Origin of the sequence: Nocardioides currus (assembly GCF_003057875.1) — a bacterium.
GTDB lineage: Bacteria > Actinomycetota > Actinomycetes > Propionibacteriales > Nocardioidaceae > Nocardioides > Nocardioides currus.
In genome coordinates this window covers 254943-280789 of sequence record NZ_PYXZ01000003.1, presented here as the reverse complement: position 1 = coordinate 280789, position 25847 = coordinate 254943, and the positions used below count along the sequence as shown (strand labels likewise).

25 protein-coding genes are annotated in these 25847 nt (G+C 71.8%); 14 read left to right on the top strand and 11 right to left on the bottom strand.

Going from position 1 to position 25847, the window contains the following annotated elements; translation table 11 throughout:
- Nucleotides 1-60: 60 nt before the first annotated feature.
- From C7S10_RS10135 to C7S10_RS10100, 8 genes are all read right to left on the bottom strand, one after another.
- On the bottom strand, nucleotides 61-1347 hold the full coding sequence (locus C7S10_RS10135) for an anthranilate synthase component I family protein (protein ID WP_108344305.1): 1287 nt from the start codon (nucleotides 1345-1347) through the stop codon (nucleotides 61-63).
- Nucleotides 1344-1904, bottom strand: a complete 561-nt coding sequence (locus C7S10_RS10130) for an anthranilate synthase component II (protein WP_108344304.1) — start codon at nucleotides 1902-1904, stop codon at nucleotides 1344-1346. The genes C7S10_RS10135 and C7S10_RS10130 overlap by 4 nt, the downstream gene beginning before the upstream one ends.
- 26 nt (nucleotides 1905-1930) lie before the next feature.
- A complete protein-coding gene (locus C7S10_RS10125) occupies nucleotides 1931-3586 on the bottom strand; it encodes a sulfatase-like hydrolase/transferase (RefSeq protein ID WP_165807105.1) in 1656 nt (551 codons plus the stop codon).
- Between the two features lie 171 nt (nucleotides 3587-3757).
- Nucleotides 3758-5677: an anthranilate synthase family protein gene (locus tag C7S10_RS10120; RefSeq protein WP_108344302.1), complete on the bottom strand. Its 1920-nt coding sequence runs from the start codon at nucleotides 5675-5677 to the stop codon at nucleotides 3758-3760.
- A gap of 89 nt (nucleotides 5678-5766) precedes the next feature.
- Nucleotides 5767-6885, bottom strand: a complete 1119-nt coding sequence (locus C7S10_RS10115) for an acyltransferase family protein (RefSeq protein WP_108344301.1) — start codon at nucleotides 6883-6885, stop codon at nucleotides 5767-5769.
- A 1-nt stretch (nucleotide 6886) separates the two neighbouring features.
- Nucleotides 6887-9064 (bottom strand): HelD family protein, encoded by a 2178-nt coding sequence (locus tag C7S10_RS10110; protein ID WP_108344300.1) that lies wholly within the window; start codon nucleotides 9062-9064, stop codon nucleotides 6887-6889.
- A 119-nt stretch (nucleotides 9065-9183) separates the two neighbouring features.
- Nucleotides 9184-9927: an enoyl-CoA hydratase-related protein gene (locus C7S10_RS10105; RefSeq protein ID WP_108344299.1), complete on the bottom strand. Its 744-nt coding sequence runs from the start codon at nucleotides 9925-9927 to the stop codon at nucleotides 9184-9186.
- A 70-nt stretch (nucleotides 9928-9997) separates the two neighbouring features.
- Complete coding sequence (locus C7S10_RS10100; RefSeq protein ID WP_108344298.1) at nucleotides 9998-10297, bottom strand: hypothetical protein; 300 nt, start codon at nucleotides 10295-10297, stop codon at nucleotides 9998-10000.
- 133 nt (nucleotides 10298-10430) lie between these two features.
- Between C7S10_RS10100 and C7S10_RS10095 the strand changes: the two genes are divergently transcribed.
- From C7S10_RS10095 to C7S10_RS10045, 11 genes are all read left to right on the top strand, one after another.
- A complete protein-coding gene (locus C7S10_RS10095; RefSeq protein WP_108344297.1) occupies nucleotides 10431-11939 on the top strand; it encodes a molybdopterin-dependent oxidoreductase in 1509 nt (502 codons plus the stop codon).
- A gap of 104 nt (nucleotides 11940-12043) precedes the next feature.
- Nucleotides 12044-12721, top strand: a complete 678-nt coding sequence (locus tag C7S10_RS10090; RefSeq protein ID WP_108344296.1) for a fasciclin domain-containing protein — start codon at nucleotides 12044-12046, stop codon at nucleotides 12719-12721.
- A gap of 37 nt (nucleotides 12722-12758) precedes the next feature.
- On the top strand, nucleotides 12759-13373 hold the full coding sequence (gene sigK / locus C7S10_RS10085) for an ECF RNA polymerase sigma factor SigK (protein WP_108344295.1): 615 nt from the start codon (nucleotides 12759-12761) through the stop codon (nucleotides 13371-13373).
- Nucleotides 13370-14080: an anti-sigma factor gene (locus C7S10_RS10080; protein ID WP_108344294.1), complete on the top strand. Its 711-nt coding sequence runs from the start codon at nucleotides 13370-13372 to the stop codon at nucleotides 14078-14080. The genes sigK and C7S10_RS10080 overlap by 4 nt, the downstream gene beginning before the upstream one ends.
- Entirely contained in the window at nucleotides 14077-16086 is a 2010-nt protein-coding gene (locus C7S10_RS10075) for an FAD-dependent oxidoreductase (protein ID WP_108344293.1), read from the top strand. Before C7S10_RS10080 ends, C7S10_RS10075 begins: the two co-directional genes overlap by 4 nt.
- A complete protein-coding gene (locus tag C7S10_RS10070; protein WP_108344292.1) occupies nucleotides 16083-17519 on the top strand; it encodes an SAM-dependent methyltransferase in 1437 nt (478 codons plus the stop codon). The genes C7S10_RS10075 and C7S10_RS10070 overlap by 4 nt, the downstream gene beginning before the upstream one ends.
- Complete coding sequence (locus C7S10_RS10065; RefSeq protein WP_207769322.1) at nucleotides 17516-18829, top strand: SAM-dependent methyltransferase; 1314 nt, start codon at nucleotides 17516-17518, stop codon at nucleotides 18827-18829. Before C7S10_RS10070 ends, C7S10_RS10065 begins: the two co-directional genes overlap by 4 nt.
- 7 nt (nucleotides 18830-18836) lie before the next feature.
- Complete coding sequence (locus C7S10_RS10060) at nucleotides 18837-19613, top strand: DUF1295 domain-containing protein (protein ID WP_243395300.1); 777 nt, start codon at nucleotides 18837-18839, stop codon at nucleotides 19611-19613.
- Between the two features lie 40 nt (nucleotides 19614-19653).
- The gene (locus tag C7S10_RS10055) at nucleotides 19654-20268 is read left to right on the top strand and encodes an RNA polymerase sigma factor (protein WP_207769321.1); all 615 of its coding nucleotides are present in this window, start codon (nucleotides 19654-19656) and stop codon (nucleotides 20266-20268) included.
- Nucleotides 20265-21134 (top strand): hypothetical protein, encoded by an 870-nt coding sequence (locus C7S10_RS22030; protein ID WP_133176480.1) that lies wholly within the window; start codon nucleotides 20265-20267, stop codon nucleotides 21132-21134. The genes C7S10_RS10055 and C7S10_RS22030 overlap by 4 nt, the downstream gene beginning before the upstream one ends.
- A gap of 101 nt (nucleotides 21135-21235) precedes the next feature.
- Nucleotides 21236-21787 carry a protein-L-isoaspartate O-methyltransferase family protein gene (locus tag C7S10_RS10045; RefSeq protein ID WP_108344290.1) on the top strand — a complete coding sequence of 184 codons (552 nt, stop codon included), beginning with the start codon at nucleotides 21236-21238 and terminating at the stop codon, nucleotides 21785-21787.
- 4 nt (nucleotides 21788-21791) lie between these two features.
- Here the strand turns inward: C7S10_RS10045 and C7S10_RS10040 are convergent, their stop codons facing one another.
- Entirely contained in the window at nucleotides 21792-22157 is a 366-nt protein-coding gene (locus C7S10_RS10040) for a PLD nuclease N-terminal domain-containing protein (protein WP_108344289.1), read from the bottom strand.
- 76 nt (nucleotides 22158-22233) lie between these two features.
- Between C7S10_RS10040 and C7S10_RS10035 the strand changes: the two genes are divergently transcribed.
- Nucleotides 22234-22680: a helix-turn-helix domain-containing protein gene (locus tag C7S10_RS10035; RefSeq protein ID WP_243395299.1), complete on the top strand. Its 447-nt coding sequence runs from the start codon at nucleotides 22234-22236 to the stop codon at nucleotides 22678-22680.
- 10 nt (nucleotides 22681-22690) lie between these two features.
- The gene (locus tag C7S10_RS10030) at nucleotides 22691-23116 is read left to right on the top strand and encodes a VOC family protein (protein ID WP_108344287.1); all 426 of its coding nucleotides are present in this window, start codon (nucleotides 22691-22693) and stop codon (nucleotides 23114-23116) included.
- Nucleotides 23117-23136: 20 nt separating this feature from the next.
- On the opposite strand, the gene C7S10_RS10025 is transcribed toward C7S10_RS10030, so the two are convergent.
- Both C7S10_RS10025 and C7S10_RS10020 read right to left on the bottom strand, forming a co-directional pair.
- Complete coding sequence (locus C7S10_RS10025) at nucleotides 23137-23511, bottom strand: MmcQ/YjbR family DNA-binding protein (protein ID WP_108344286.1); 375 nt, start codon at nucleotides 23509-23511, stop codon at nucleotides 23137-23139.
- A 114-nt stretch (nucleotides 23512-23625) separates the two neighbouring features.
- The gene (locus C7S10_RS10020; RefSeq protein ID WP_108344285.1) at nucleotides 23626-24294 is read right to left on the bottom strand and encodes a winged helix-turn-helix transcriptional regulator; all 669 of its coding nucleotides are present in this window, start codon (nucleotides 24292-24294) and stop codon (nucleotides 23626-23628) included.
- Between the two features lie 105 nt (nucleotides 24295-24399).
- On the opposite strand from C7S10_RS10020, the gene C7S10_RS10015 reads away from it, so the two are divergent.
- Nucleotides 24400-25794 (top strand): FAD-binding oxidoreductase, encoded by a 1395-nt coding sequence (locus C7S10_RS10015; RefSeq protein WP_108344284.1) that lies wholly within the window; start codon nucleotides 24400-24402, stop codon nucleotides 25792-25794.
- Nucleotides 25795-25847 lie beyond the last annotated feature (53 nt).

Genomic DNA, 25847 nt, shown 5'->3' with positions numbered 1-25847 from the left:
ACCCGCCGAGTCGGCGCCAACCACCCGCCGAGTCGGCGCCAACCACCCGCCGAGTCGGCGCTAACCCGTTGCCGGATCGAAGACCGACAGCAGCCGGGCGGCCTTCCAGCGCGACTCCGCCCACTCGTCGTCGAGGTCGGACCGGACCGTGATGCCGCCGCCGGTGCCGAGCGTCCAGCGACCGTCCCCGGCGGTCATCAGCGAGCGGATCACCACGCCGAGGTCGGCCGGGCCGTCACCGCTGATCCAACCGAACGCGCCGGCGTAGACCCCGCGCGGGCTCGCCTCGACCTCGTCGATGATCTCCATCGTGCGCAGCTTGGGAGCCCCGGTCATCGACCCGGCAGGGAACAGCGCTCGGAGCGCGGTCATCGTCGACACGTCGTCGCGGAGAACGCCGCTGACGGTCGAGACGAGCTGGTGGACGGACTCGTAGCTCTCCACCTGCATCAGCGCCGGCACCTCGACCGACCCGACCTCGCACACCATCGAGAGGTCGTTGCGCAGCAGGTCGACGATCATCAGGTTCTCGGCGCGCGTCTTGACGTCCTCGGCCAGGTGCGCCCGCAGCGCCTCGTCCTCGCCCGGGGTCGCGCCGCGCGGGGAGGTGCCCTTGATCGGCTTGGTCTGCAGGGTCCGGTCGGGCGTGACGAGCGCGTACCGCTCCGGGCTGGAGGAGAGCAGCCAGGCGCGGTGGTCCTCGACGTCGTGCTGGAGGAAACCGGCGTACGGCGCGGGGTTGAGCTCGCGCAGTCGCAGGTACGCCGCGGCCGGGTCGAGGACCCCCTCCTGCAGCAGCCGGTAGGTGAGGTTGACCTCGTAGGAGTTGCCGGCGCGCAGCTGCTCCTGGACCTCGGCGAACGCAGCGGCGTACTCGTCGGGGACCGGACTTCCCGAGTGAGTTGCGAACTTCGGGGGGTTTGCATGCCCCCCGAAGTTCAGGTTTCCCCGGCTAGCCGGGGAAACCGAAGGGGCAGCGACCCCGTGCTCGAAGATCCGCACGTGCCGCGCCCGCATCCACACCGCGTCGGGCAGCGCGGGGTCGGGGCGCGCGGGCAGGTCGGGCTGGCAGGCGTAGCCGAGGTAGCCGAACCACTGCTCGCCCGGCGCCATCGCGTCCTCGAGCACCGTGAAGACGTCGTCGCCGACCACCTCGGCGCGACCTGCCTCGTGCCGCGTGACCTCGCGACGACCCGCGTCGTAGGTCAGCGAGACGTCGTCGTCGTCGAGCCACCCGATCAGCGAGCGCCGGCCCGACCACTCGCGCGCGCCGCCGCCGTCGAGCCAGAAGCAGCGGCGGTGCTCGGCGGCGACGGTCCGGAAGAACTCGATCGGGTCGTCCCTCATCGCAGGAAGTTCGCGATCAGCTCGGCGCCGTACGACGACAGGATCGACTCGGGGTGGAACTGCACGCCCTCGAGCGGCAGCGACGCGTGCCGCACCCCCATCACGACGCCGTCGCCCGACCACGCGGTTGCGACCAGCGACGACGGCAGCTCGACGGCGGCGAGCGAGTGGTAGCGGACCGCCTCGAAGTCCTGCGGCAGCCCGGCGAAGACTCCGCGTCCGTCGTGGCGGACGAGGGCGACGTCACCGTGGGCCGGCTCGACGCGGTCGACGACACCGCCGTACGCCGCCACGAGGCCCTGCATCCCCAGGCAGACACCCAGGACCGGACGGGAGGCGTCGAGCAGCACCTCGCGCCCGACCGCGAAGTCCGCCGGGGCGCCCGGGTGGCCGGGGCCCGGCGAGAGCACCACGTGCGAGTGCGCGAGCACCTCCTCGGCCGAGACAGCGTCGTGCTGCACCACCGTCGGCAGCTCGCCGGTCACCTGCGCGACGAGGTGCACCAGGTTCCAGGTGTAGGAGTCGTGGTGGTCGACCACGATCACGTCCGGCGGCACAGACCGAACGCTAGTGGGTCGGACGGCTACCGGGTCAGCGCGCGGCAGGTGTCCGGCACCGGCGCCGCACCCGCCTGCGCCGAGCACAGGTCGAAGTCGCTGAGCTTCTGGCGCAGGGTCGCGACCTCGGCGGCGTAGCGCGGCTGGGCGAACGAGTTGGTCTTCTCCCAAGCTCGGTTCCGGTAGGAGTAGAACTCGTAGCCGTAGTCGGCGCGGGTCGGCGCGTTGTCGAAGTCGTAGCGGATCAGCAGTCCGGTGGCGCTCCGCACGGCGACGTAGGACGGGATGCGGTCGAGCTCGTCGCCGGTGAGGGCCGAGTCGGGGTCCTTCTTCGTCAGCGCCTGCGCGGTGTGCTCCATGAACACGTAGTTGCGCCGCACCACGGCCGGGTCGCCGAACGTCGGGACCAGCGAGGCGCCGAAGCGGTAGGGCTGCGGCGTCAGGCCGGCGAGCTCCTCGAAGGTCGGCGCGAGGTCGATGTTGGAGGTCAGCTCGGCGCGCTTGCCCTTCACGACGCCGGGGCCGACGACGAAGAGCGGCACGTGCACGTCGGTGTCGTAGGCCGTGCCCTTGCCGCGGCCGAGGCCGTTCTGGCCGAGGTGGAAGCCGTTGTCGGAGGTGAAGACGACGTAGGTGTTGTCGTCGACCTTGCGCAGGATCTTGCGGACCGTGCGGTCGACCGACTGCGCCATCATCGCGCGGTTGCGCAGGTCGCCCACGCTGACCGCGGTGCGGAACGGGTTGCGGCGGGTGTTCCAGTGCTTGGCCGGCTCGCCCTGCGCCGTCAGCGGGTGGTTGTCGCGGCGCTTGTCGCCGAAGCCGGGCAGGTCCTTGGTCGTCAGGTCGGTGCAGGCGACGCGTCCGCAGTTGCCGGGCTTGCCGTCGTGCGGACGGTCCCGGAACGCGGGCGGGAAGACCGGGTCGCCGGGGTAGTAGGGCTGAGGCTGGGTGCGGTTGTGCGGCGCGTACGCCGCGACTTCCAGGAAGTACGGCGCGTCGCCGGCCTGGTGGCGCTTGATGAAGCGCAGCGCCTGGTCCTGGATCACGCGACCCGCGTAGGCCTTGTCCCGCTCCTTCATCGGCGCGGTCAGCGGCGGTGCGTCGTGCATCTGGACCTGCAACCGTCCGCTGGCGAGCCGGGTGGAGGCGAAGTCCCAGCCGTCGTACGCCGAGCCGAAGACGACGTTGAACTCCGACCAGCCGGGAGGGGCGGGCGGCAGTGCGCGACCGGGCACCCACTCGTACTCGTTGAGGTACTTGCCGATGAAGCCCGTCGTGTAGCCCGACTGCTGGAGGGCGACGTTGAAGGAGCGCTCGGGATTGCCGTTGCTCTCGAAGGCCGACCAGCCGCCGAGCGGCATCCCGCTCGCGGTGCCGGAGGTGTTGGTGCGCACGCCGGTCTGGTGGGGGTACTGCCCGGTGAAGATGCTCGAGCGCGAGACGCAGCACAGCGAGTCGACGACGAAGGCGTGGGAGTAGTCCGCGCCGCGGCGGCGCATGTCGCGGGCCGAGCGGAGGGTCTTGACCAGGTCGAGGGAGAAGTCGTCCATCACCACGAGCACGATGTTGGGCCGCTGGTCCGCGCGCGTCGCCGGCAGCGGGTCGGCGTTGGCGCCGGCCACCTGGAGCCGGGCCGCCTCGGCGGGCTTGATCGCCGGACCGTCACCCGCACCGGTGGACACCGGTCCACCCCCTGTGCCCGCGGTGACTCCGCACGCGCTGAGCGCGAGCAGGCACGCGAGCGCGACCGTTCGTCGTACGAAGAGCAAGGACTCCCCCGTCCAGAGATGTGGCGTCATGAACACTGACGCACGGGCGTGCCTTTCCGTTGCCGGCACACCCTAGCTCATTGTCTATCGATCCAGTCGAGATTGGCCCGCGAGGTCGCTCACCAGGTCGTGGATCAGGTCGTAGCCGTGCTCGGTCAGGATCGACTCGGCGTGGAACTGGATGCCACGGAAGTGTGGTCCCGACACGGCGTGCACGTCACCGCTCGCCTCGTCGCGCTCGACGCTCACGCCCGCGGGCAGCGCCGACGGGTCCTCGACCCGGCCGACGAAGGTGTTGTAGAACCCGACCCGCTCGGTGCGCCCGCGGAACGACACCGGCGACTGGGTGCCCTGGAAGACGATGTCCTTGAAGGCGAGCGGGATCCCGAGCCGGTCGCACAGCGTCTGGTGGCCCAGGCAGACCGCGAGGAACGGCTGCTCGCCGGCCAGCAGGTCGTCGACGGCGGTGCGGAAGGCGGCGATCTTGGGGTGCTCGCCCTCGCGCGGGTCGCCCGGACCCGGACCGACGATGACGAGGTCGGCCCCGTCGAACGCACCCGCCGCGTAGTCCTCGTGGCGCACGACGCTCGAGCTCATGCCGAAGACGCCGAGCACGTGGCGCAGCATGTTCACGAAGTCGTCCTCGCCGTGCAGGATGACCGCACGCTTGCCCTTGAGCGTCGGGTCCGGCGGCGCCCCCTCCTGGTCGGTCAGCCAGAACCGGCTGAGCCGCTGGTTGCGGGTGCCCAGCGCCAGCAGCACGTCCTCGTCGCGGGCGAGCGCGGCGACGGCGTCGCTGTCCATGGTCGCGACCGGCACCAGGCCGAACGCGCTGAGGATGCCGCCTGCCTTCGCGTGGGTCTCCGCCACCTCGTACGCCGCGTCGCTGTCGCGCACCAGCGTGGCACCGGCCGTCACCTTGAGGTGGCCGTCGGGCGAGACGTCGGCGGTGCGGATCAGGATGGGGCTGTCCATCGTGTGGTGGCCCTGCCGGTCACGGCCGAAGAGCGCGAGCGCGGAGCCGTAGTAGCCCCGGCCCTCGGTCTCGTAGTCGCTGATCAGCCGGCAGGCGTTCTCGACGGGCGCGCCGGTGACGGTGGCGGCGAACATCGTGTCGCGCAGGATCTCGCGCGGGTCGCGCTCGCTGCGACCGGCGAGGAGGTACTCCGTGTGGACGAGGTGCGTCATCGGCTTGAGGAACGGCCCCAGCACCTGCCCGCCCTCGTGGCACAGGTCGCACATCATCTTGAGCTCCTCGTCGACCACCATGAAGAGCTCGAAGATCTCCTTCTCGTCGGCGAGGAACTCGAGCAGCCGCTCCTTCAGCTCCTCGGGGTCCCCTCCACCCGGACCCACGCGGAACGTCCCCGAGATCGGGTTCATCCGCACGTCCCCGCCCTTGACCGACACGTGCCGCTCCGGGCTCGCGCCGATCAGGAACCGGTCGCCGGTGAAGAAGATGAAGGTCCAGTAGGCGCCGCGCTCGCGCACGAGCAGCCGTCTGAACACCGTAAGCGCCTTCTCCACGTCCCAGTCGGCGACGACCGCGCGGTAGTGGCGCCCGATGACGAGGTTGGCGCCCTCGCCCTGCCCGATCTCGTCGGTGATGATCCGCTCGACGATCGTGGCGTAGTCGTCGTCCGCGGTCTCGAAGCCGCCGCGCTCGGAGAACTCGACCGGCACGTCGGGCAGCGCCTCGATGAGGTCGTCGACCGCTACTTCGTGCTCCTGGGTGATGTCGACGACCACGAGCGGGGTGCCGTCGTCGATCACGTCGAAGCCGCGCTCGGCGATCTGGCGGAAGGGCACCGCGACCAGCCGGTCGGCGCTGCGCCCCGGCTCCGGGACGCCGTCCTCGAGCGGGATGTCGAGGATCGAGTCGACCTCGCTGCGCGTGCCGCCGATGATGCCCGCAGTCGGGGCCGCCTTGCGACGGATCACCGCCCACGCCTCCTGCCCCTGGACCTGCTCCAGGAGGGCGCGGACGTCGGCGGCGGCAGTCATGCCCGCACCCTACGGGCGCCCGGGGCCCCGGCCGGTGCCGTGCCCGCCCTCCGGTCGCCGTACGCCCGAGGCGGCGTGGCGCACAAGGCTCAGGCCGACGCGGACTCGGGCTCGCGATCGGCCGCGGGGGCAGTCGGCTCGGCCGACCCCGGGCGGACCCGGCGGTGCAGGATCTTGTCCTTGAGCGCCAGCGACGGCCGCTCGACGAGGTGCCAGGAGGCGATCGCCAGGACCAGCGTGATGCCCAGGACCGTCAGGAAGTTGCGGACCGCGCCGTGGACGCCCCACTGGTCGATCACCAGCTGCTGCACCGGGAAGGCGTAGAGGTAGAGGCCGTAGGAGAAGTCACCGAAGCGCGCGGTGCGGGAGACGTACGGCGTGCGCGCGAGCCCGATGGTGAGGACGGCGTAGGGCAGCGTCAGCCACGCGGTCTCGAGGGCGTAGTCCGGGAAGGACCAGGCGATCACGGTCTGCGCCGAGACCATCACGACGGCGACGTCGCCGCGCAGCTTGAACCACGGCCAGGCCTGCAGCGCGAACCGGATGAAGGCACCGCCCGCGAAGAAGACCCACAGCCCGGCGGCGTCGCGCAGCCGCACCGCCCAGAAGATCGGCGACTCCTCGATCGGCGCCTCGGCGTAGTGGATGATCACGAACACCGCGACGATGGCGGCGAAGGGCCGCAGCAGCCGCGGGAACAGGAACGCCAGCGGCGCCGCGAGGTAGCAGAGGAACTCGACGAACAGCGTCCACAGCGATCCGTTGACGGCCGACGGGTAGGGCAGGTCGTCCCACACGCCCGGCAGCACGAACTGCGCGAAGAGGCGGATGTTGTTGACGACGTACTGGTCCGTCAGCGGCTGGGCGAAGTACTCCTCGCGGGTCAGCACGGTCACCATCGGGCCGAGGACGTAGGCGCTCAGCAGCACCACGACGACCAGGGCCGGGAAGATCCGCAGCGACCGCGCCAGCAGGTAGGTGATCGGGTTGCGGTTGCGGTCGAAGCTCGCGGTGATGAGGTAGCCGGAGATGGCGAAGAAGATCACCACGCCGAGCGTCTGGAGCGGGTAGCCGAGGACGATCGGGATGTCCTGCGGCCGCACCATGAGGGCGTAGGCGTGGGCGAACATCACCATCAGCGCACCGACGAGGCGCAGCGCGTCGAAGTTGTTGGCCCGGTGCCCCTGGTCCCCGAGGATCGTGCTCACGTCAGCTGATCGCCGTCAGCAGCTGCGTGGCACGCGTGAGCACGACGTAGAGGGTAGCCCGGCCGGTCGCCGACTCGTCCTCGATCTCCTGGGGGCGAACGACGACGATGCCGTCGAACTCCAGGCCCTTGGTGTCCACGCCGGTCAGCACGACCACGCGGTCCTCGCCGCTCGGCGTGACCGAGGAGTCGACCGCGGCCCGGGCACCGCGAGCGTCCTCGGCGAGCTCGGACCACGAGGCCAGCCAGCCGTTCACCTCGGAGCGGCGGGCGACCGGGACGACGACGCCGACGGTCCCGGAGACCTGGCCGGCGATGGCGAGCACCTCCTCGCGGACCGTGGTCTCGAGGTCGGCGGCGCTCACCTCCTTCGGCGGGGTGCCGGTGCGGCGCACGGCGTCGGGCAGGTCGGCGTCGAGCCCCACCCGCTGGGCGTAGGCAGCGGCGAACTCGTAGATCTCGGCGGAGTTGCGGTAGTTGGTCGAGAGGTGGAACTCGTGGGTCTGCTTGCCCTCCAGCGCCTCCGCCCGGGCCGCGGCCGACTCCTCCGGGATCGGCCACGAGGACTGAGCGAGGTCGCCGACGATGGTCCAGCTCGCGGTGCGCCCGCGACGCCCGACCATCCGCCACTGCATCGGTGTGAGGTCCTGCGCCTCGTCGATCAGGACGTGCGCGAAGCCGTCGTCCTCGATGCGGTGCGTCGGCGGCGCCCACGAGCGGCCGGCCGGCGCGTACTCCCGGTCGGCGGCGGTGGTGAGCTCCTGCAGGTCGATGCCGCCCTCGATGGCGGTGAGGGTGTCGTCGCGGTCGTGGTCGGCGTCGGTGCGCAGGGGCACGTCGCCGAGCGCGTAGCGCAGCTCGTCGATCAGCGGCACGTCCTCGACGGAGATGTCGGCGCCGCTCCAGGACTTGGTGAGCAGGCGCTGCTCCTCGGGCGTCAGGATCCCGTCGGCGACCCGGCGCAGGAACTCCGCGTCCTGCAGCCACGAGAGCACGGTCGGCGCGTCGAGCGGCGGCCACCACGAGGTGGCGAACTCCACGAAGCGCTGGTCGGAGAGCACCTCGGAGTTGAAGTACTCCCGGCCCTGCTCGCGTCCACGCTCACCCCGGACCTGGCGCCACAGCGCGTCGAGCAGGGCGTTGGCCACGCGCGGCAGCTGCCGGTTGCGGCGACCCTGCGACATGAGCTGGCGGCGTACACGTCCGAGCGTCCCGCGGTCCAGCTTGAGCCGGTCGTCGCGCCAGAACAGGTCGAACTCGGCGTCGCTGCCCGGCGCCTGCTGGCGAGCCGCGCGTCGCAGCACCTCGGCCATCCGGCCCGAGCCCTTGACGTCGGCGACCGACGGCTCGTCGTGACGCGTCGCCCGCAGCCCGTCGACGACCTCGCCGAGGCTGCGCAGCGCGACCGCGGTCTCGCCGAGGCTGGGGAGCACGCGCTCGATGTAGCGCATGAAGACGCCGCTCGGGCCGACGACGAGCACGCCGCCGGACTCGTAGCGACGGCGGTCGGAGTAGAGGAGGTACGCCGCACGGTGGAGCGCGACGACGGTCTTGCCGGTGCCGGGGCCACCGGAGATCGAGACGACACCCTTGCCCGGCGCGCGGATCGCCTTGTCCTGCTCGGCCTGGATGGTCGCGACGATCGAGTGCATGCTGCGATCACGCGCGCGGCTCAGCTGCGCCATCAGCGCGCCCTCGCCGATGATCGGGAGGTCGGTCTCGGCCTCGGGGTCGAGCAGCTCGTCCTCGACGCCGACCACCCGGCGCCGGTCGGCGCTCAGCACGCGGCGACGGATCACGCCCTGCGGCTCGGCGGCGGTGGCCTGGTAGAACACCGACGCGGCGGGGGCCCTCCAGTCGATCAGCAGAGTGTCGCGGTTGGCGTCACGCAGGCCGATGCGGCCGATGTAGCGCGGCTCGGTGTCGATGTCGTGGGTCAGGTCGAGACGGCCGAAGACCAGACCCTCGTGCGCCGCGTCGAGCTGGGCGATCCGCTTGGCGGCCTGGAAGACCATCGCGTCACGCTCGACGAGACCGCCCTCGTGGCCGAGCTTGCCGCGCTCGTGGCCCTCCTTGCTGAGCTGGGCGGCGTTGAGCGCGCTGGCCTCGAGCTGGAGGTAGACCTTGTCGACGTACTCCTGCTCGACCGCGATCTCCCGCTCCACGAGCTGATCACTCACCCGGGCACTCCCCCATGTCAACGCACTGCCTGCACGAACGGACCTCGCCGTCCCCAAGACGGCAGAAGATCCAGACTACCGACTCGCATCGGCGGTCGCAGATTTCTCGATCGACCCGGCTACTTCGTGCGGCTGAGGAACGCCGTCATCGCCTCGCGGGCGGCGTCGGAGGCGAAGAGCGTCGCGGAGAGGGCGGCCAGCTCGGCACCGCGCTCGTCGATGCGCGCGACGAGGTCGGCGTTGAGGATCCGCTTCGACTCGCGCAGGCCCTGCGGGGCGCCGGTGGCCAGCGACGCACAGACCGCGGCGACCCGCTCGTCGAGGGCGTCGTCGGGCACGGCCGTGGTCACCAGTCCGTACGCCGCTGCGTCGGCGCCGGAGAAGACCTCGCCGCCGAGGGTGGTCAGCGAGGCGGCGCGGGGGTTCATCCGGTGGTGGACGGTGAGGCTGATGATCGCCGCCGCGAGCCCGAGCTTCACCTCGGTCAGGGCGAACGTCGCAGCCTCGTTGGCCACCACGACGTCGGCCGCGGCCACGATGCCGATCCCGCCGGCGCGCACGGCGCCGAAGGCTCGCACCACGACCGGCTTGTCCATCGACACGATCAGCCGCTGCAGCTCGACGATCCGCCTGGCGCCCTCCTCCATGCCGTCGGCGGTCGCCTCGGAGAGGTCGGCGCCGGAGCAGAAGACCGTGCCGGCCGAGGCGATCAGCACGACACGCACGGCGTCGTCGCCCTCAGCGGCACGCAGGTGCTCGAACAGCTCGGTGACGAGCTGCCTGGAGAGCGCGTTGCGGTTGTGCGGCGAGTCGAGGGTGATGGTCGCGACGGCGCCGTCGACGGCATAGTGGACGAGCTCCATGCCGGCATCCTGCCTCAAGCGCCGACCTGGTTCACCGGAGGGCGACGGGAGACAGGATGCCGAGCAGGACTCAGAACTGCAGGGCCTGGATGCCGCTGTACTTGATCCTCGAGGTGCCCGTGCACTCGGTGACGGACGGGACGCCGGTGCCGTAGTAGCGAGCGGGGCCGAACCTGGACGTGTCGTTGGTGCAGATCACGTAGGCGCGGTACCTGACCAACGGCCCGGACGAGCACAGCGCGGTGTAGCGCTGGCCGTCCTCCGAGATGCTCTCGCTGCAGGTGGCGGCCGAGGCCGGGCCGCTGGGAACACTGACGATGACAAAGCTGGACAGAAGTGCCCCGAGAAGGATCGAGATCTTGCGCTTCACTGTGTGTCCTCCGCACTAGGAACGCCCTCGGTCGAGGGTCGAGCGGAACCTAGTGGGTCTCGCGAAGCGCTGACAAGCAACGGCTGGCCGCCGCGACGACAATCCGTCAGCCCCTCCGCACCGAACACCACGCGTGCTGACACGACTTCTCAACGCCCTGTTCGGCGTCCTCGCCACCCTCGCCGGTGTCGCGGCCGCCCACCTCGTCGCGGCGCTGACGGTCCCGGCCGCCTCGCCCGTGCTGGCCGTCGGCTCGACGGTCATCGACCTCACCCCCACCCCGGTCAAGGAGTGGGCGATCAGGAACTTCGGCACCAACGACAAGCCGATCCTGATCGGCTCCGTCATGGTCGGTGTCCTCGTGCTCGCCGCCGTCGCCGGCATCGTCGCGGCCCGCTGGCTCACGGCCGGCCTGCTGATGATCGTGGGACTGGCCGGCCTGGCCGGGGTCCTAGCGATGGTCCGGCCGGGCGCCGGCCCGCTCGACCTGCTGCCCAGCGTGGTCGCCGCCGTCGTCGGGGTCCTCGCCCTGACGTGGCTGGTCCGGATGGAGAAGGCGCAGGCCGACGAGGACGTCGACGGCCCGAGCCGACGCGGCGTGCTCGTCGCGGCCGGCGCCGTGGCGGTGGCCGCGGCGGCGTTCGGCAGCGCGGGACGGTTCATCTCGGCGTACCGCCTCAAGGGCACCGACATCACCCTCCCGACCGCGACCGACCCGGCCAAGCCGCTGCCGATGAGCCTGGACCAGAAGGTCGCCGGCATCTCGCCGTTCAAGACCCCCAACGCCGACTTCTACCGCGTCGACACCCGGCTCTCGCTGCCGATCGTCGACGCCGACACCTGGAAGCTGACCATCGACGGCGACGTCGACCAGGAGGTCACGCTCACCCTCGACGACCTGTTCGAGATGGACGTGATCGAGCGCGACATCACCCTGACCTGCGTCTCCAACGACGTGGGCGGGCCCTACATCGGCGCGGCCACCTGGCTCGGCGTCCGCCTCACCGACGTGCTCGACAAGGCCGGCATCAAGAACACCAAGGCCGACCAGATCTTCTCCACCGACGTCGACGGCATGACCATCTCGACGCCGCTCAGCGTGGCCACGGACGGTCGCGACGCGATGATCGTCTTCGGGATGAACGGCCAGCCGCTGCCGCGCGAGCACGGGTTCCCGGTGCGCATGGTCGTGCCCGGGCTCTACGGGTTCGTCAGCGCCTGCAAGTGGATTACCAAGATGACGCTCACGACGTACGACGCGGAGCAGGCCTACTGGACCGAGCGCGAGTGGGCCACGGACGCCCCGATCAAGATCTCGAGCCGCATCGACACCCCCAAGCCCCTCTCGGACAACGACCAGGGCCGCACGTTCATCGGCGGCGTCGCCTGGGCGCAGGGCGTGGGCATCGAGAAGGTCGAGGTCCGCATCGACGGCGGTGACTGGCAGGTCGCGCAGATGGGGCCCGACGCGGGCAACGACTACTGGCGGCAGTGGTTCCTCGAGTGGGACGCCGAGCCCGGCCAGCACTTCCTCGCCTCCCGGGCCACCAACAAGGCCGGCGAGGTGCAGACCGCCGTCCGCATGCGCCCGTTCCCCGAGGGCTCCAGCGGCATCCAGGAGATCGCCGTCAACGTCGGCTGAACGTTTTGCACCCAGCACCAATCCGCCTCGTCCGAGGCACCGAACACATTCCGGAAAGACTTCCGGCGCCACCGGCGCCGGAGACCCTCACGAAAGGCAGTTCCATGAACCGCATCGCTCGCAAGACCGGCCTCGCCACGATGGCGCTGACCCTCTCCCTGGGCATGGCTGCCTGTGGCGGCGACGACGGTGGCGACACCGCTTCCGACGACACCAGCTCCAGCGCCAGCGAGACCCCCTCGGAGTCCGCCTCCGAGACCCCGACCGAGTCGGAGTCGGCCGACGCCGCCGCCGCTGACGGCACCTTCGGTGACGGCTGCGCCGCCATCCCGACCGACCCGTCCGACCCGGGCTCGTTCGAGGGCATGGCCACCGAGCCCGTCGCCACCGCCGCCTCCGGCAACCCGCTCCTCAAGACCCTGGTCGCCGCGGTGACCGAGGCCGGTCTCGTCGACACGCTCAACTCGGCCGAGGGCATCACCGTCTTCGCGCCCACCGACGACGCCTTCGCCAAGATCCCGCCGAAGACCCTCAAGAAGGTCCTCGCGGACAAGAAGACGCTGACCGCGATCCTCACGCACCACGTCGTGGGCGAGACCCTGACGCCGGACAACCTGGCCGGCACCTTCGACACGCTCAACAAGGACGAGCTGACCGTCGAGGGCTCGGGTGACATGTTCACCGCCGACTCCGAGGAGAAGGCCAACATCATCTGCGGCAACATCACCACGGCCAACGCCAAGGTGTACGTCATCGACACCGTCATGATGCCCCAGATGTGATTGTCGGATCTCCGACACATCGGCAAGGATCACTGACGTGGATCACCTGAAGCCCGTTCCCGACGGGGTGGCCTCCTCCGAGGCCACCCCGTCCGGGGTCGACACGGCCGCGAGGCTCGCATCGCTGATGCAGCGCTCGAGCCGCGGCGACGAAGCCGCCTTCGCCGAGCTGTACGACGCCACGTCGGCCCGGGCCTACGGCCTGGCGCTGCGCGTGGTGCGCAATCCCGCACACGCAGAAGAGGTCGTCCAGGAGGCCTACCTCGACACCTGGCGCACGAGCAGCCGCTTCGATCCCGCTCGGGGAACCGCAATCGGCTGGCTCCTGACGATCGTGCACCGCAAGGCCGTCGACCGGGTCCGCTCGGCCGAGTCGGCCACGGCGCGCGACGAGACGTACCACCGCGAGACCCGTCAGACAGAGCACGACACGACCCTCGAGGCCGCCCACGCCTCGCTGGAAGCCCAGCGAGTGCGTGTCGCGGTCGCGGGGCTCACCGAGGTGCAGCGCGAGGCCGTCGAGCTCGCCTTCTTCGGTGGCTACACACATACACAAGTGGCAACGATGCTTGACGTTCCAGTCGGCACGGCCAAGACCCGCATCCGGGACGGACTCATCCGGTTGCGCGACGCGATGGGAGTTGGGTCATGAGTGACATTCACAAGCTCTCGGGCGCCTACGCCCTGGACGCTGTCGACGACATCGAGCGGGCGGCCTTCGAACGTCACCTCGCCGAGTGCGAGGACTGCCGCCTCGAGGTCGCCAGCCTGCGCGAGACCACCGCGCTCCTGTCGGAGTCCGTGGCCATCGCCCCGCCCGCATCGCTGCGCGACTCCGTCCTGACCGGGATCTCCCAGATCCGCCCGCTGCCGCCGGTCGTCGTTCCGGCACGGCGAGCCGCCTGGTTTCCCCTTCTGGTCGCCGCGGCCGTCCTCGCCGTCGTCGGCGTGGGTCTTGCGGCCTGGCAGCCGTGGTCCTCGACGGTCGACAAGACCGACCAGGGGTCACTGACCGCCGCCGAGCAGGTGCTCCGCGCTCCCGACGCCCAGTCGGTCAGCGTCGACCTGGGCGACGCCGGACAGGCCACCGTCACCCGTTCCAAGGCGCTCCACAAGGCCGTCATCAAGACGGTCGACATGTCGGACGCGCCGAGCGGTCAGGTATACCAGCTCTGGCTGCAGCAGCACGGCGAGCTGGTCTCGGCCGGGCTGATGGAGGGCGGCGGCAACCAGGAGATCGTCCTGGAGGGTGACGCCGCGACGGCGTCGGCCGCCGGGGTGACGGTCGAGCCGGCCGGCGGCTCGCAGACGCCCAACCTGCCACCGGTCGCCCTCTTCGACTTCTCGCAGGCGACGTGACCTCCACGCCACGTCGCATCGGGGTCGTCGGCTCCGGTGTCGCGGGCCTCACCGCGGCGTACGTCGCCTCGCGCACCGCCCACGTGACGTTGTTCGAGGCCGACGACCGCCTCGGCGGGCACGCCGACACGCACGTCGTCGACTCCCCCGACGGCGAGCTCCGCATCGACACCGGCTTCATCGTGCACAACCGGCGCACCTACCCCACGCTGCTGCGGCTCTTCGCCGAGCTGGGGATCGCGACGCAGCCCTCGGAGATGTCGCTGTCGGTGTCCGACCAGGGGTCCGGCGTCGAGTACGCCGGAGCCCTCGGCGCCACGGGTCTGTTCCCGACCCGCTCGTCGTTGCGGTCGGCCGACCACTGGCGGATGCTGGCCGCGATCCCGCGCTTCCACCGGCGCGCGCGGGCGGTCCTGTCCGCCGGCGGGCACGTGGGTGACGACTACGACGTCGACGCCGACCAGACGTTGCGCGAGTTCCTCGCCGACGGCGGCTTCTCCGACCACTTCGTGCGCCACTTCATGGAGCCCCTCGTGGCGGCCGTGTGGTCCTGCGACCCCGAGACCTCGCTCGACTACCCCGCGCGCTACCTCTTCACGTTCCTCGAGCACCACGGGATGCTCGGCGTCTTCGGCTCCCCGCAGTGGCGCACGGTCACCGGCGGTTCGGGGACGTACGTCGCCGCCGTCGCCGCCGAGCTCCAGTCGGTGCGCACCGGCACCAAGGTCACCTCGGTGCGCGAGCTCTCCGACCGGGTCGAGGTGACCGACGGCAACGGCGAGGTCCACGCGTTCGACGCGGTCGTCGTCGCCACCCATCCCTCGCACGCGCTGACCATGCTCGAGTCGCCGACGACCGAGCAGGCCGAGGTGCTGGGCGCCCTGCCCTACTCCGCCAACACCGCCCTGCTCCACACCGACACCTCGCTGCTGCCGCACGCCACCAACGCCCGGTCGAGCTGGAACTTCCAGCGCCCGGCGACGCCGACCGGCCAGGTCACCGTCACCTACGACCTGACCCGGCTGCAGCGGCTGCCCACCGACACCCACTACCTCGTGACCCTCGGTGGCGAGGACCTCGTGGACCCGGCGAGCGTGATCGACCGGATGGAGTACGAGCACCCGCTCTACACCCCCGCCTCCGTCGCCGCCCAGCGCCGGCTGCCCTCGATCGACACCGACCGCGTCGCCTTCGCCGGGGCCTACCACGGCTGGGGCTTCCACGAGGACGGCGCACGCTCGGGCCTGGCCGCCGCCACCCGGCTCGGGCTGACCTGGCCCGCGTCGACCCCGTCGGCGGCCGCCCGGGTCGAGCCGGGCATCTTCCGAACGACGATCCGCCACACCCGGCGCACCCCGTTCGAGCGCAGCTTCGAGCACTCCTCGCACCTGTGGCTCGTCGACCTCGACGACCTCCCCGACCACGGCGCAGTCGCCCGCTTCGAGGCGCGCGACCACCTCGGCCGCCCCGACACCACGATCCGGGCCAACGTCGAGGAGTTCCTCGCCCTTCACGATGTCGAGCTCGACGGCGGCCGGATCGTGATGGCCGCCAACCCGCGTTCCCTGGGCTACTGCTTCAACCCGATCTCGGTCTTCTGGTGCTTCGACGCCTCGGGGGCCCCGGCCGCCACGGTCGTCGAGGTCCACAACACGTACGGCGATCGCCATGCCTACCTCGTCCACCCCGACGAGCAGGGCCGCGCCCGCACGGACAAGGCGATGTACGTCTCGCCCTTCCACGGCGTGGACGGCCACTACGAGCTCGCCGTCCCGATCCCCGACGACCGGCTCGCCGTCGCCGTCACCCTGCACACCGCCGACGGCCGACCGTTCAGCGCCACCGTCACCGGCGAGCGCGAGAGCGGCGTCGAGGCCCGCGGCTGGCGCACCGCCGGTGCCGCCCTGCGCAGCAGTGCCCTGATCCGCGCCCACGGCATCTGGCTGTGGGCCCGCCGACTCCCGGTCCGCCCCCGACCGGCCCACCACCAGGAAGGTGTCCGATGACCAGTCTCGACCACCAGCCCAGCACGCACCCCAGCGACCAGCCCGGCACCGCCGCGCCCCGCCACCACGGACGCGTCCGGGTCCCCGCCGGCGTCCCCGCCTCCGAGCACGGCACCTCGCGGCTGCCCGCCCTCGAGCCCGTCCGCACCGGTCCGCGCACCGCCGTCTCGGCCGTGGTCGCGCGCCGGCTGTTCACGGCTGCCGTCCGCCGGCTCGACGTCCTCGTCGAGGAGGCACCCAACGACCGCGGCGTCGGACGCACCTTCGGGCGCGGCGGCCCTCGCATGGTCATCCACCGCCCCGACGAGTTCTACGCCCGCCTCGGCCGCGACGGCCTGATCGGCTTCGGCGAGGCCTACCTCAGCGGGGCCTGGGACACCGACGACCTGGCCGAGTTCCTCACCGTCCCGGCGGCACGCATCGCCACGCTCATCCCCGAGCCGCTGCAGCGGGCCCGCGCATTCGTCACGCACCGCACCCCCGGGCACCAGCGGAGCACCGAGGACAACAGCCAGGCCAACATCTCGCACCACTACGACCTGTCCAACGAGCTGTTCGCGCTGTTCCTCGACGACACCCTCAGCTACTCGTCGGCCCTGTTCGACACCTCGTTCACCAGTGCGGACCACGCGACCGGCACCCTGCTGGCCACCCCGCCCGAGGGCACCGACGTCACGGTCGGCGCCGCGCACACCCCCGACTTCGCCGAGGCGCAGGGCCGCAAGATCGAGCGACTGCTCGACGAGGCCGGCGTCACCGAGGGCACCCGCGTGCTCGAGATCGGCACCGGCTGGGGCGAGCTCGCGATCCGCGCCGCCCGTCGCGGCGCGAGCGTCCACTCGGTCACCCTGTCGGTGGAGCAGCTCGAGCTCGCCGAGCAGCGGGTCGCCGAGGCCGGCTTCGCCGACCGGGTCCGCATCGAGCTCCGCGACTACCGCGCGCTGGCCGAGCCGCAGTTCACGGCGGCGTACGACGCGGTCGTGAGCGTCGAGATGATCGAGGCCGTGGGCCACGAGTTCTGGGGCACCTACTTCCAGACCATCGACCACACCCTCGCGCCCGGTGGCCGGCTGGCGATCCAGGCGATCACCATGCCGCACGACCGGATGCTGGCCACCGCGGGCACCCAGACGTGGATCAACAAGTACGTCTTCCCCGGCGGCTTCCTGCCCAGCGTGCAGGTCATCGACGAGATCACCTCCGAGCAGACCGCGCTGCGTCGCACCGGGCTGCTGGAGTTCGGCAGCCACTACGCCGAGACCCTGCGCCGGTGGGACGAGCGGTTCCTCGCGCAGCGTGACGCCGTCATCGCCCTCGGCTTCGACGACCTGTTCATGCGGATGTGGCACTTCTACCTCGAGTACTCCCGCGCCGGCTTCGCCGCGGGCTACATCAACGTCGAGCAGCTGACCTTCACCAAGGACGCCTCATGACCGCCACCACCGAGCGCCCCACCCTGACCGCCACCGGCCTCGCGCAACGGCTGGCCGAGGCCGCGCGTCCCTTCATCGGTGGCGACCTGCCGGTGCGCCTGCAGGTCTGGGACGGCTCGGTCGCCGGTCCGGAGGACGGCCCCCTGGTCGTGCTCCGCAGCCCCGACGCGCTGCGCCGGCTGCTGTGGCACCCGGGCGAGCTCGGCGCCGCGCAGGCCTACGTCACCGGTGACCTCGACGTGCCCGAGCAGGACGGCTGGGACCTCGACTCGGCCCTCACCCACGCCTTCGCCGTCGGCCAGGAGCGCGGCCTCGAGGGTGTACGCCGCTCGCCGGCCGCCCTGGTCCAGGCCCTGCGCGCCGCGGCCGGCCTGGGCGTGCTCGGCCTGCCGCCGCAGCTGCCCGCCAGCCAGGCGCGCGTCAAGGGTCGCCTGCACAGCGCCATCCGCGACCGCCGCGCGATCAGCCACCACTACGACCTGAGCAACGAGTTCTACTCGCTGATCCTCGACCCGGCGATGGCCTACTCCTGCGGCTACCACGAGAGCCCGGAGACCTCGCTCGAGGACGCCCAGCGCGCCAAGCTCGACCTGGTGTGCCGCAAGCTCGGCCTCGAGCGGGGCTCGAGGATGCTGGACGTCGGCTGTGGCTGGGGCTCGCTGTCGCTGCACGCCGCCGAGCACTTCGGTGCCCAGGTCACCGGCGTCACGATCGCGGCCGAGCAGAAGAAGTTCATCGACGCCCGCATCGCCGAGCGCGGTCTCGGCGACCGGGTCGAGATCCGGCTCCAGGACTACCGCGACGTCCCCGAGCGCGACCACTTCGACGCCGTCGGCTCCCTGGAGATGGGCGAGCACGTCGGCGAGGCCAACTACCCGACGTACGTCGAGGTGCTGCGTCGCTCGGTCAAGCCGGGCGGTCGCGTGCTGGTCCAGCAGATGTCCCGCTCGGGCAAGCTCGGCGGACGCCACCCCGGCGGCGGTCCGTTCATCGAGTCCTTCATCGCACCGGACATGCACATGCGTCCCGTCGGTGAGACCGTCGCGCACCTCGAGCACGGGGGTCTGGAGGTGCGCGACGTGCACGCCCTGCGCGAGCACTACGTGCTGACCGTCGCCGGCTGGCTGGAGCGCTTCGAGGCCAACGTGCCGAGGCTGACCGAGCTGGTCGGCGAGGAGGTCGTGCGCGTGTGGCGGCTCTACCTCGTCGGCGGCTCGATGGCGTTCCGCGACGGCCGCATGGGGGTCGACCAGATCCTGATGGTGCGCCCGGGCGCTGCCCACACCCTGCCGGCCGTCCGCGGATGGTGAGGCGCACGTGCTGAGTGCGATCGTCGTCGCCCTCGCGGCGGCGCTCGCCGTGATGGGCACGACGGCCGCGATCAGCAAGCGGGTCGACCGGGTGGCCGTGGTCGACGTCGCCTGGGGCTCCTCGTTCGTCGTGATTGCCCTGGTGCTGGCTCTGGTGTGGCCGGACCAGCACTCGTGGATGCTCGCGCTGCTCGTCACCATCTGGGGCGGTCGCCTCGCCTGGCACATCCTGCGCCGATCGCACGGCGCCGGCGAGGACCCGCGCTACGAGAAGATGCTCGGCGGACCGGGCTGGCACGCCGGCGCGGCGAAGGTGCTGGGGCGCGTCTTCCTCACCCAGGCCGTGGTCGCGTTCATCATCTCGGCGCCGCTGCAGGTCGCGGCGGCGTACGACGTCCGCTGGTGGCCGGTCGTGTGTGTCGGTGTCGTCGTCTGGGCGATCGGGCTCTTCTTCGAGGTCGTCGGGGACCGGCAGCTCGCGGCCTACAAGGCGCAGCCGAAGGAGTCCCGGCCGACGATCCTCGACACCGGACTGTGGGGCTGGACCCGACACCCCAACTACTTCGGTGACGCCTGCGTGTGGTGGGGCCTCTGGCTCGCCGGCGCGGTGTCCCTCGGCTGGGTCCAGGGCCTGGCGACGGTCTTCGCACCCGTCGCGATGACGTACTTCATCCGCAACGTCACCGGCGCCAAGCTCCTCGAGAAGACGATGTCGCAGCGCGAGGGCTGGGACGCGTACGCCGCCCGCGTGCCGCTCTTCTTCCCACGCCCGCCGCGGGCCTGACGCTGGCGCGAGGCGCAGGAGTGAGGTAGACACCTGCGTCGTGCCCGACGCCTCCGACCCGCTCGACCCGCACGTCGAGCAGATGCTCGCCGGCGACGAGTCGGCGATGCGGGCCGTCTACCGCGACGTCCAGCCGCGCCTGCTGCGCTACCTGACGGTGCTCGTCGGGCCGCACGACGCGGAGGACGTCGCCAGCGAGACGTGGGCACAGGCCTTCCGCGACCTCGGACGGTTCACCGGCGACGCCGACGGGTTCCGCGGCTGGGTGACGACCATCGGACGACACCGGGCCCTCGACCACCTGCGGCGGCGTCCCCGCCAGCCGCGCGCCGACAGCGAGCTCCTCGAGGCCCTCGACCGCCCCGCCGACATCGATGTCGAGGCTGCGGTGATCGGCACGCTCAGCACCGAGGCCGCGCTCGAGCTGGTCGCGTCCCTCCCGCCCGACCAGGCCGAGGCCATCGTGCTGCGGACGATGTTCGGGTTCGACGCGCCGACGACCGCGCGCATCCTCGGCAAGCGACCCGGCGCCGTGCGCAGCGCGAGCCACCGCGGGCTGCGCGCCCTCGCCCGGAAGCTGGATCGCGAGGCCGTGAAGAAATCGGCACCGACCCGCAACACTTCGCCGGCTCCCGACGCTGAGGGCACGAGATGAGCAACCGCCACCGCTTCACCCGACGCCGGACCGAGCGCCTCCTGGACGCCTCGGCCCCTGCCGACCCCACGGTCGGTCCGGTGCTCGATGCGCTGCGCGCGCCGACCCGCCCCGGCGAGCTGGCCCGCGAGGACGCGGCCGTGGCGGCTTTCCACGCCGCCCGTCTCACCACCGCACCCGACCGCAGGAGTGAGATGACCACCGCACGCAGCGCCGCAGCCAAGGCCCTGATCGCGACCGGCACGATCGTCGCCCTGACCTCGGGCGGCTTCGCCCTCGCCGCCACCGGCAAGCTCCCGACCCTGCCCGACCAGGCGTCGGACCAGGCCACGTCGTCGGTCGCCAAGAACCGCGCCACCACCACGCCGTCGACCACCGCCCCCACCACGACGGCGACGCCGACCACCACGAGCACGGCGACGCCGACGCCGACGAAGAAGCCGAAGAAGACCAAGGCCCCCAAGCCGGCGAAGCCGTCGTCGACGAACGCGCCCTCGCCCAACCTCGTCGGCCTGTGCAACGCCTTCCGGGCCCACGACAAGTCCCTGCACGGAAAGGCGCTCGACAGCGCCGCCTTCACCGCACTGGCGACCGCCGCCGGCGGCAAGGAGAACATGGCCACCTACTGCGTCGCCCTGATCGGTGAGCCGGAGGTCAAGCCGACCAAGGCCCCCAAGCCGACCAAGGCCCCCAAGCCGGAGAAGACCCACCCGGCGAAGCCCAGCCACCCGGCCAAGCCGACCCATCCCGCCAAGCCCACCAAGGCGCCCAAGCCGGAGAAGACCCACCCGGCGAAGCCCAGCCACCCGGCCAAGCCGGCCAAGCCGGCCAAGCCCGCCAAGCCCGCCAAGCCCGCGAAGGGCTGACCCCCCACCAGACCTCTTTCCGACCTCCCCGGGGTCGGGGCGGCCACCTCTCCCTGGAGGTGGCCGCCCCCGTACCTTGCCGGAGCGGCAGACTCAGCCGCATGGACGCCGTCGAGGCCGCCTTCGCCGCCCACCCGCGGGCGGGGTTCCTGCCCGCGGGCGCACGCTCACGCGCGGCGTACGACGGCCCGCTGCGCATCGCCGCCGGGCAGACGAACTCGCAGCCGCGCACGGTCGACGACATGCTGCGCCTGCTGGACGTGCACCCCGGCCAGCGTGTGCTCGACGTCGGCGCCGGGTCGGGCTGGACCACGGCCCTGCTCGCGCACCTCGTCGGGCCGACCGGCGAGGTCGTCGGGGTCGAGCTCGAGCCGGAGCTGGTCGCCTTCGGCCGCACCAACCTCGACGCGACCGACCAGCCGTGGGCCTCGATCACCCAGGCGGACGCCGGCGTGCTGGGGGTGCCGGGGCGAGCGCCGTACGACCGGATCCTGGTCTCGGCGGAGCCGGCCGAGCTGCCCGACGAGCTGGTCGACCAGCTCGGCGACGACGGCGTCCTCGTCATCCCCGTCGCCGGGACGATGCTGCGGGTCACCCACCCGGGCCGGGTCGTGACCGAGCACGGGCGCTACCGCTTCGTCCCGCTGCGGTGAGGTCTCACTCGACCTCGGGCGTCTCCTGGTCCTTGTTCTTCTTCTGCTGCTCGTAGCGGCGTCGCTGCTCCTCGACGCGTCGGCGCGCCCGGTCGGAGAAGTCGGCGGCCTCCTCGGCCGGGTTGGTCGGGTCGGAGCGGCGGGTCAGGTCCTGCGGTGGCCGGCCGGCGGCCGTCGCCGCGACGGCCTGCGGGCGGCCGGCGAACACCCAGGCGAGGGCGCCGACCAGCGGCAGGAGGAGGATGACCGGGATCCACACGGCCTTCGACAGGTTGCGGGTGCGGGAGCCGTCGGCCGAGATCGCCTCGACCAGGCACCACACCATGAAGCCGACGGTGGCGACGGCGAGCAGGATGACGAGCTTGATCACCCCTCCAGCATGCGCCGCCCGACCAAGCCCCACCAGCCCACCACCGACCCCGTGCCCGGACCGTTACCGTGACCGCGTGGCGCTGACCCCGCAGGAGGACGTGAACCGCCGGATGCTGCGTGCCCGCGACGAGATGGACCGGCGCTACGCCGAGCCCCTCGACCTGCCCACCCTGGCCCGCATCGCGCACCTCAGCGCCTCGCAGTTCGGCCGCGTCTTCAAGGAGGTGTACGGCGAGACGCCGCACCGCTACCTCCAGCGTCGACGCGTCGAGCGGGCCATGACGCTGCTCCGCCAGACCGACCGGCCCGTCACCGACATCGCGTGGGACGTGGGGTTCGCCAGCCTGGGGACGTTCAGCCGGACCTTCAGCACGGTCGTCGGCTGCTCACCGAGCGAGTTCCGGACCAGGCACGAGCCGGTGCACGTGCCGTCGTGCTTCATCGCCGCGTGGACCCGTCCGCGCGAGGGCGCCCCACGGACAGCGGTTTCGGAGAAGCGACCCGACCCCTCGCCCGCCTAGCGTCCTCGTCATGACCAACGACAACAGCAACCACATCACCTCCCTGCACATCCGCAGCGTGCCCGTCCTCGACCAGGACGAGGCACTCGACTTCTACACCTCCCACCTCGGGTTCGAGGTGCGCGACGACATCGACCTCGGGTTCATGCGCTGGTTGACCATCGGCGTGCCTGGCCAGGACACGTCCCTGCTCCTCGAGCTCGTCGGCGGCCCGCAGCACGACGAGGCGACCGCCGCCCAGGTCCGCGAGCTCGTCACCAAGGGCGCGCTCGGCGGGCTGTTCCTCCAGAGCGACGACGTGCACGCGACGTACGCCGCCCTCGTCGACGCCGGCGTCGAGGTGACCCAGGAGCCGGTCGAGCAGCCCTACGGCACCGACTTCGGCATCCGCGACCCCTTCGGGAACCACGTGCGGGTCAGCCAGCCGAACGCCTGACCGTCAGGAGCGCCGGCCGGTCAGGCCGGGCGCTCGACGTGCTGCACCAGCCGGGCCGGGGCCTGGAGGCAGTAGGAGTCGGTGAGCAGCTCGCCGAGCTCGACCCAGTCGGTGTCGCCGTCGAGCAGCATCCCGACGACGTTGGCGCCCCAGCCGGAACGGAAGTAGGGGTCGCCGAGGTGCTCGAAGGCCATCACCTCGTCGGGCTCGGCGCGGAACGTGATCCGGAACAGCTGGTCCTCGCCACCGAAGACGTGCGCGATGGTGGCCTGCCCGACCCGCCACCGGGTGCCGACCCAGGCCGGCTCCTCCGCACACTCGGGCAGCGCGCACAGGATCGCGCTCAGCCGCCGCACCCACTCCTCGGGCACCAGCGGTCGGTCCTTCGGGGCCATGCGCGACAGCCTAGGAGGGCCGACCGACAGGGCGGCCGCGCTACCGGACAGTCGGGTGGGCGCAGTGCGCCGAACACCACCGGACCGTCCGGTAGCGCTACGGGCGCTGAGGCCTCACGCCGGCAGCGGCACCGGGGCGAACAGGCTCCGGGTGAACCACGTCGGCAGCGCACGCACGAGCGGGCGCGGACCGGCGACGGACAGCTCGCCGGCCTTCACGGCCGTCATGAAGTCGGCGCGCCCCATCCAGTAGTCGACCATCGTGGCGATGTGACCGGCGACCTCGACGTCGACGTCGTGGCCGGGGTCGGTGAGGCACAGGTCGACCGTCGGCGACTGCAGCACCAGCCAGAAGTGGCTCTTGCGGTCGCTGGAGCCCTGCAGGTGGAAGTGCACCACGATCCGCTCGGTCGGCAGGGCGGCGACGTCGACGTTGCGGTGGATGTCCCACATCAGCAGCGAGGCGTCGTACTTCTTGGCGACCACGTCGCCACGCGCCCACCGCTGGCCCCAGACCCCGAGCGCCTCGACCACGCCCCGCAGCTCCTGGCCGGCAGGCGTCAGGAGGTACTCCCCGTCGCGGTGCTCGACGACGCCGACCCGCTCGAGGGTCTTGAGCCGCTTCGACAGCAGGGCCGGTGACATGAGGGGTACGCCGCGGCGCAGGTCGTTGAAGCGGGTGCTGCCGCACAGGAGCTCGCGCACGACGAGCGGCGTCCAGCGCTCGGTGAGCACCTCGGAGGCCATCGCCACCGGACAGAACTGGCCGTAGGTCGTCGTCATCCTCCGACGGTAGGACCGCTATGGGTTCTGTACCAGTACAGGTTCGGTACTGGCAGCGCCGATCGGGCCGGGCCGACCCTGAAGGCCACACCCAGGGAGGACACCATGACCACCACTGCCACCGCCCCCAGCGTCGAGGCGCTCGCGCCGCACTTCAGCGGCGACCTCATCGGCCGCGACCACCCGGCGTACGACGACGCACGGCAGGTCTGGAACGGGGAGATCCAGCGCCACCCGCTCCTCGTCGCGCGGGCCCGCGGTGCCGCCGACGTCGCGGCCGCGATCCGCTTCGCCCGCGAGCACGACCTGCCCGCCTCCGTCCGCGGGGGCGGCCACGCCGTGGCCGGGCACGCCGTGGTCGACGACGGCATCGTCATCGACCTGTCGGCGATGACCGGCACCCGCGTCGACCCGGTCGCGCGCACCATCAGGGCCGGGGGCGGCGCCCTCCAGGCCGACGTGGACCGCGAGGCCCAGGCCTTCGGGCTGGCCGCGACCGGCGGCTTCGTCAGCCACACCGGGATCGCCGGGCTCACCCTCGGCGGGGGGATCGGCCACCTGATGCGCAAGCAGGGCCTCTCCATCGACGCCCTGCGCGCATGCGACGTCGTCACCGCCGACGGGGAGCACGTCGTGGCGAGCGCCGACCAGAACTCCGACCTCTTCTGGGGGCTGCGCGGCGGCGGAGGCAACTTCGGGGTGGTGACCAGCTTCGAGTTCGACCTCCAGCCGCTCGGGCCGAGCATCCTCGCCGGCCTGATCGCCTGGCCCGCCGCGCAGGCCCCGGCCGTCCTCGCCTTCCTGCGCGACTTCATCGCCGACGCGCCCGACGAGCTCGGCCTGATGGCCAACCTCCGGCTCGCGCCGCCGCTGCCCGTCTTCCCGACCGAGGTGCACGGCACCCCGATCGTCGGGCTGATCGTGACGTGGGCCGGCGACATCGAGGCCGGCGAGGAGCACCTGAAGCCCCTGCGTGCCCTCGGCACCCCGCTGGTCGACGCGATCACCACGAAGCCGTACGTCGCCCACCAGAAGATGCTCGACGCGGCGGTGCCGCACGGACGCCACTACTACTGGAAGTCGCACCGCCTCGGCCCGCTCACCGACGACGTCATCGCCATCATCTGCGAGCACCTCGCGACGATCAGCTCCCCGCTCTCGTCGGTCCCGATCTTCAGCTTCGGCGGGGCGATGTCGCGGGTGCCCGAGGACGCGACGGCCTTCCCGCACCGCACCGCCGCCCACGACATCAACATCGTCGGCTCGTGGCTGCCCGAGCAGTCGGGCGAGGCCGACCGGCACCGGGCCTGGGTGCGTGGCTTCTTCGACGACCTCGCGCCGCACAGTCGCGGGGTCTACGTGAACTTCACCTCCGACGACGGCGCCTCGCGCCTCGCGCAGGCCTACTCCGCTTCACAGCTCGACCGGCTGCGGCGGCTCAAGGCGGCGTACGACCCGACGAACTTCTTCCGCCACAACGCCAACATCACGCCGGCGTGATGCCGGGCACGCCGAGCGGGGGCCGGCCATCGGCCGACCCCCGCTCGTGGTGC

Coding starts and splice junctions, on each gene's coding strand:
- C7S10_RS10135 (WP_108344305.1), bottom strand. CDS start 1,347: ATGAGGGACGACCCGATCGAGTTCTTCCGGACCGTCGCCGCCGAGCAC.
- C7S10_RS10120 (WP_108344302.1), bottom strand. CDS start 5,677: ATGACTGCCGCCGCCGACGTCCGCGCCCTCCTGGAGCAGGTCCAGGGG.
- C7S10_RS10105 (WP_108344299.1), bottom strand. CDS start 9,927: ATGGAGCTCGTCCACTATGCCGTCGACGGCGCCGTCGCGACCATCACC.
- C7S10_RS10090 (WP_108344296.1), top strand. CDS start 12,044: ATGAACCGCATCGCTCGCAAGACCGGCCTCGCCACGATGGCGCTGACC.
- C7S10_RS10080 (WP_108344294.1), top strand. CDS start 13,370: ATGAGTGACATTCACAAGCTCTCGGGCGCCTACGCCCTGGACGCTGTC.
- C7S10_RS10070 (WP_108344292.1), top strand. CDS start 16,083: ATGACCAGTCTCGACCACCAGCCCAGCACGCACCCCAGCGACCAGCCC.
- C7S10_RS10065 (WP_207769322.1), top strand. CDS start 17,516: ATGACCGCCACCACCGAGCGCCCCACCCTGACCGCCACCGGCCTCGCG.
- C7S10_RS22030 (WP_133176480.1), top strand. CDS start 20,265: ATGAGCAACCGCCACCGCTTCACCCGACGCCGGACCGAGCGCCTCCTG.
- C7S10_RS10045 (WP_108344290.1), top strand. CDS start 21,236: ATGGACGCCGTCGAGGCCGCCTTCGCCGCCCACCCGCGGGCGGGGTTC.
- C7S10_RS10030 (WP_108344287.1), top strand. CDS start 22,691: ATGACCAACGACAACAGCAACCACATCACCTCCCTGCACATCCGCAGC.
- C7S10_RS10025 (WP_108344286.1), bottom strand. CDS start 23,511: ATGGCCCCGAAGGACCGACCGCTGGTGCCCGAGGAGTGGGTGCGGCGG.
- C7S10_RS10020 (WP_108344285.1), bottom strand. CDS start 24,294: ATGACGACGACCTACGGCCAGTTCTGTCCGGTGGCGATGGCCTCCGAG.
- C7S10_RS10015 (WP_108344284.1), top strand. CDS start 24,400: ATGACCACCACTGCCACCGCCCCCAGCGTCGAGGCGCTCGCGCCGCAC.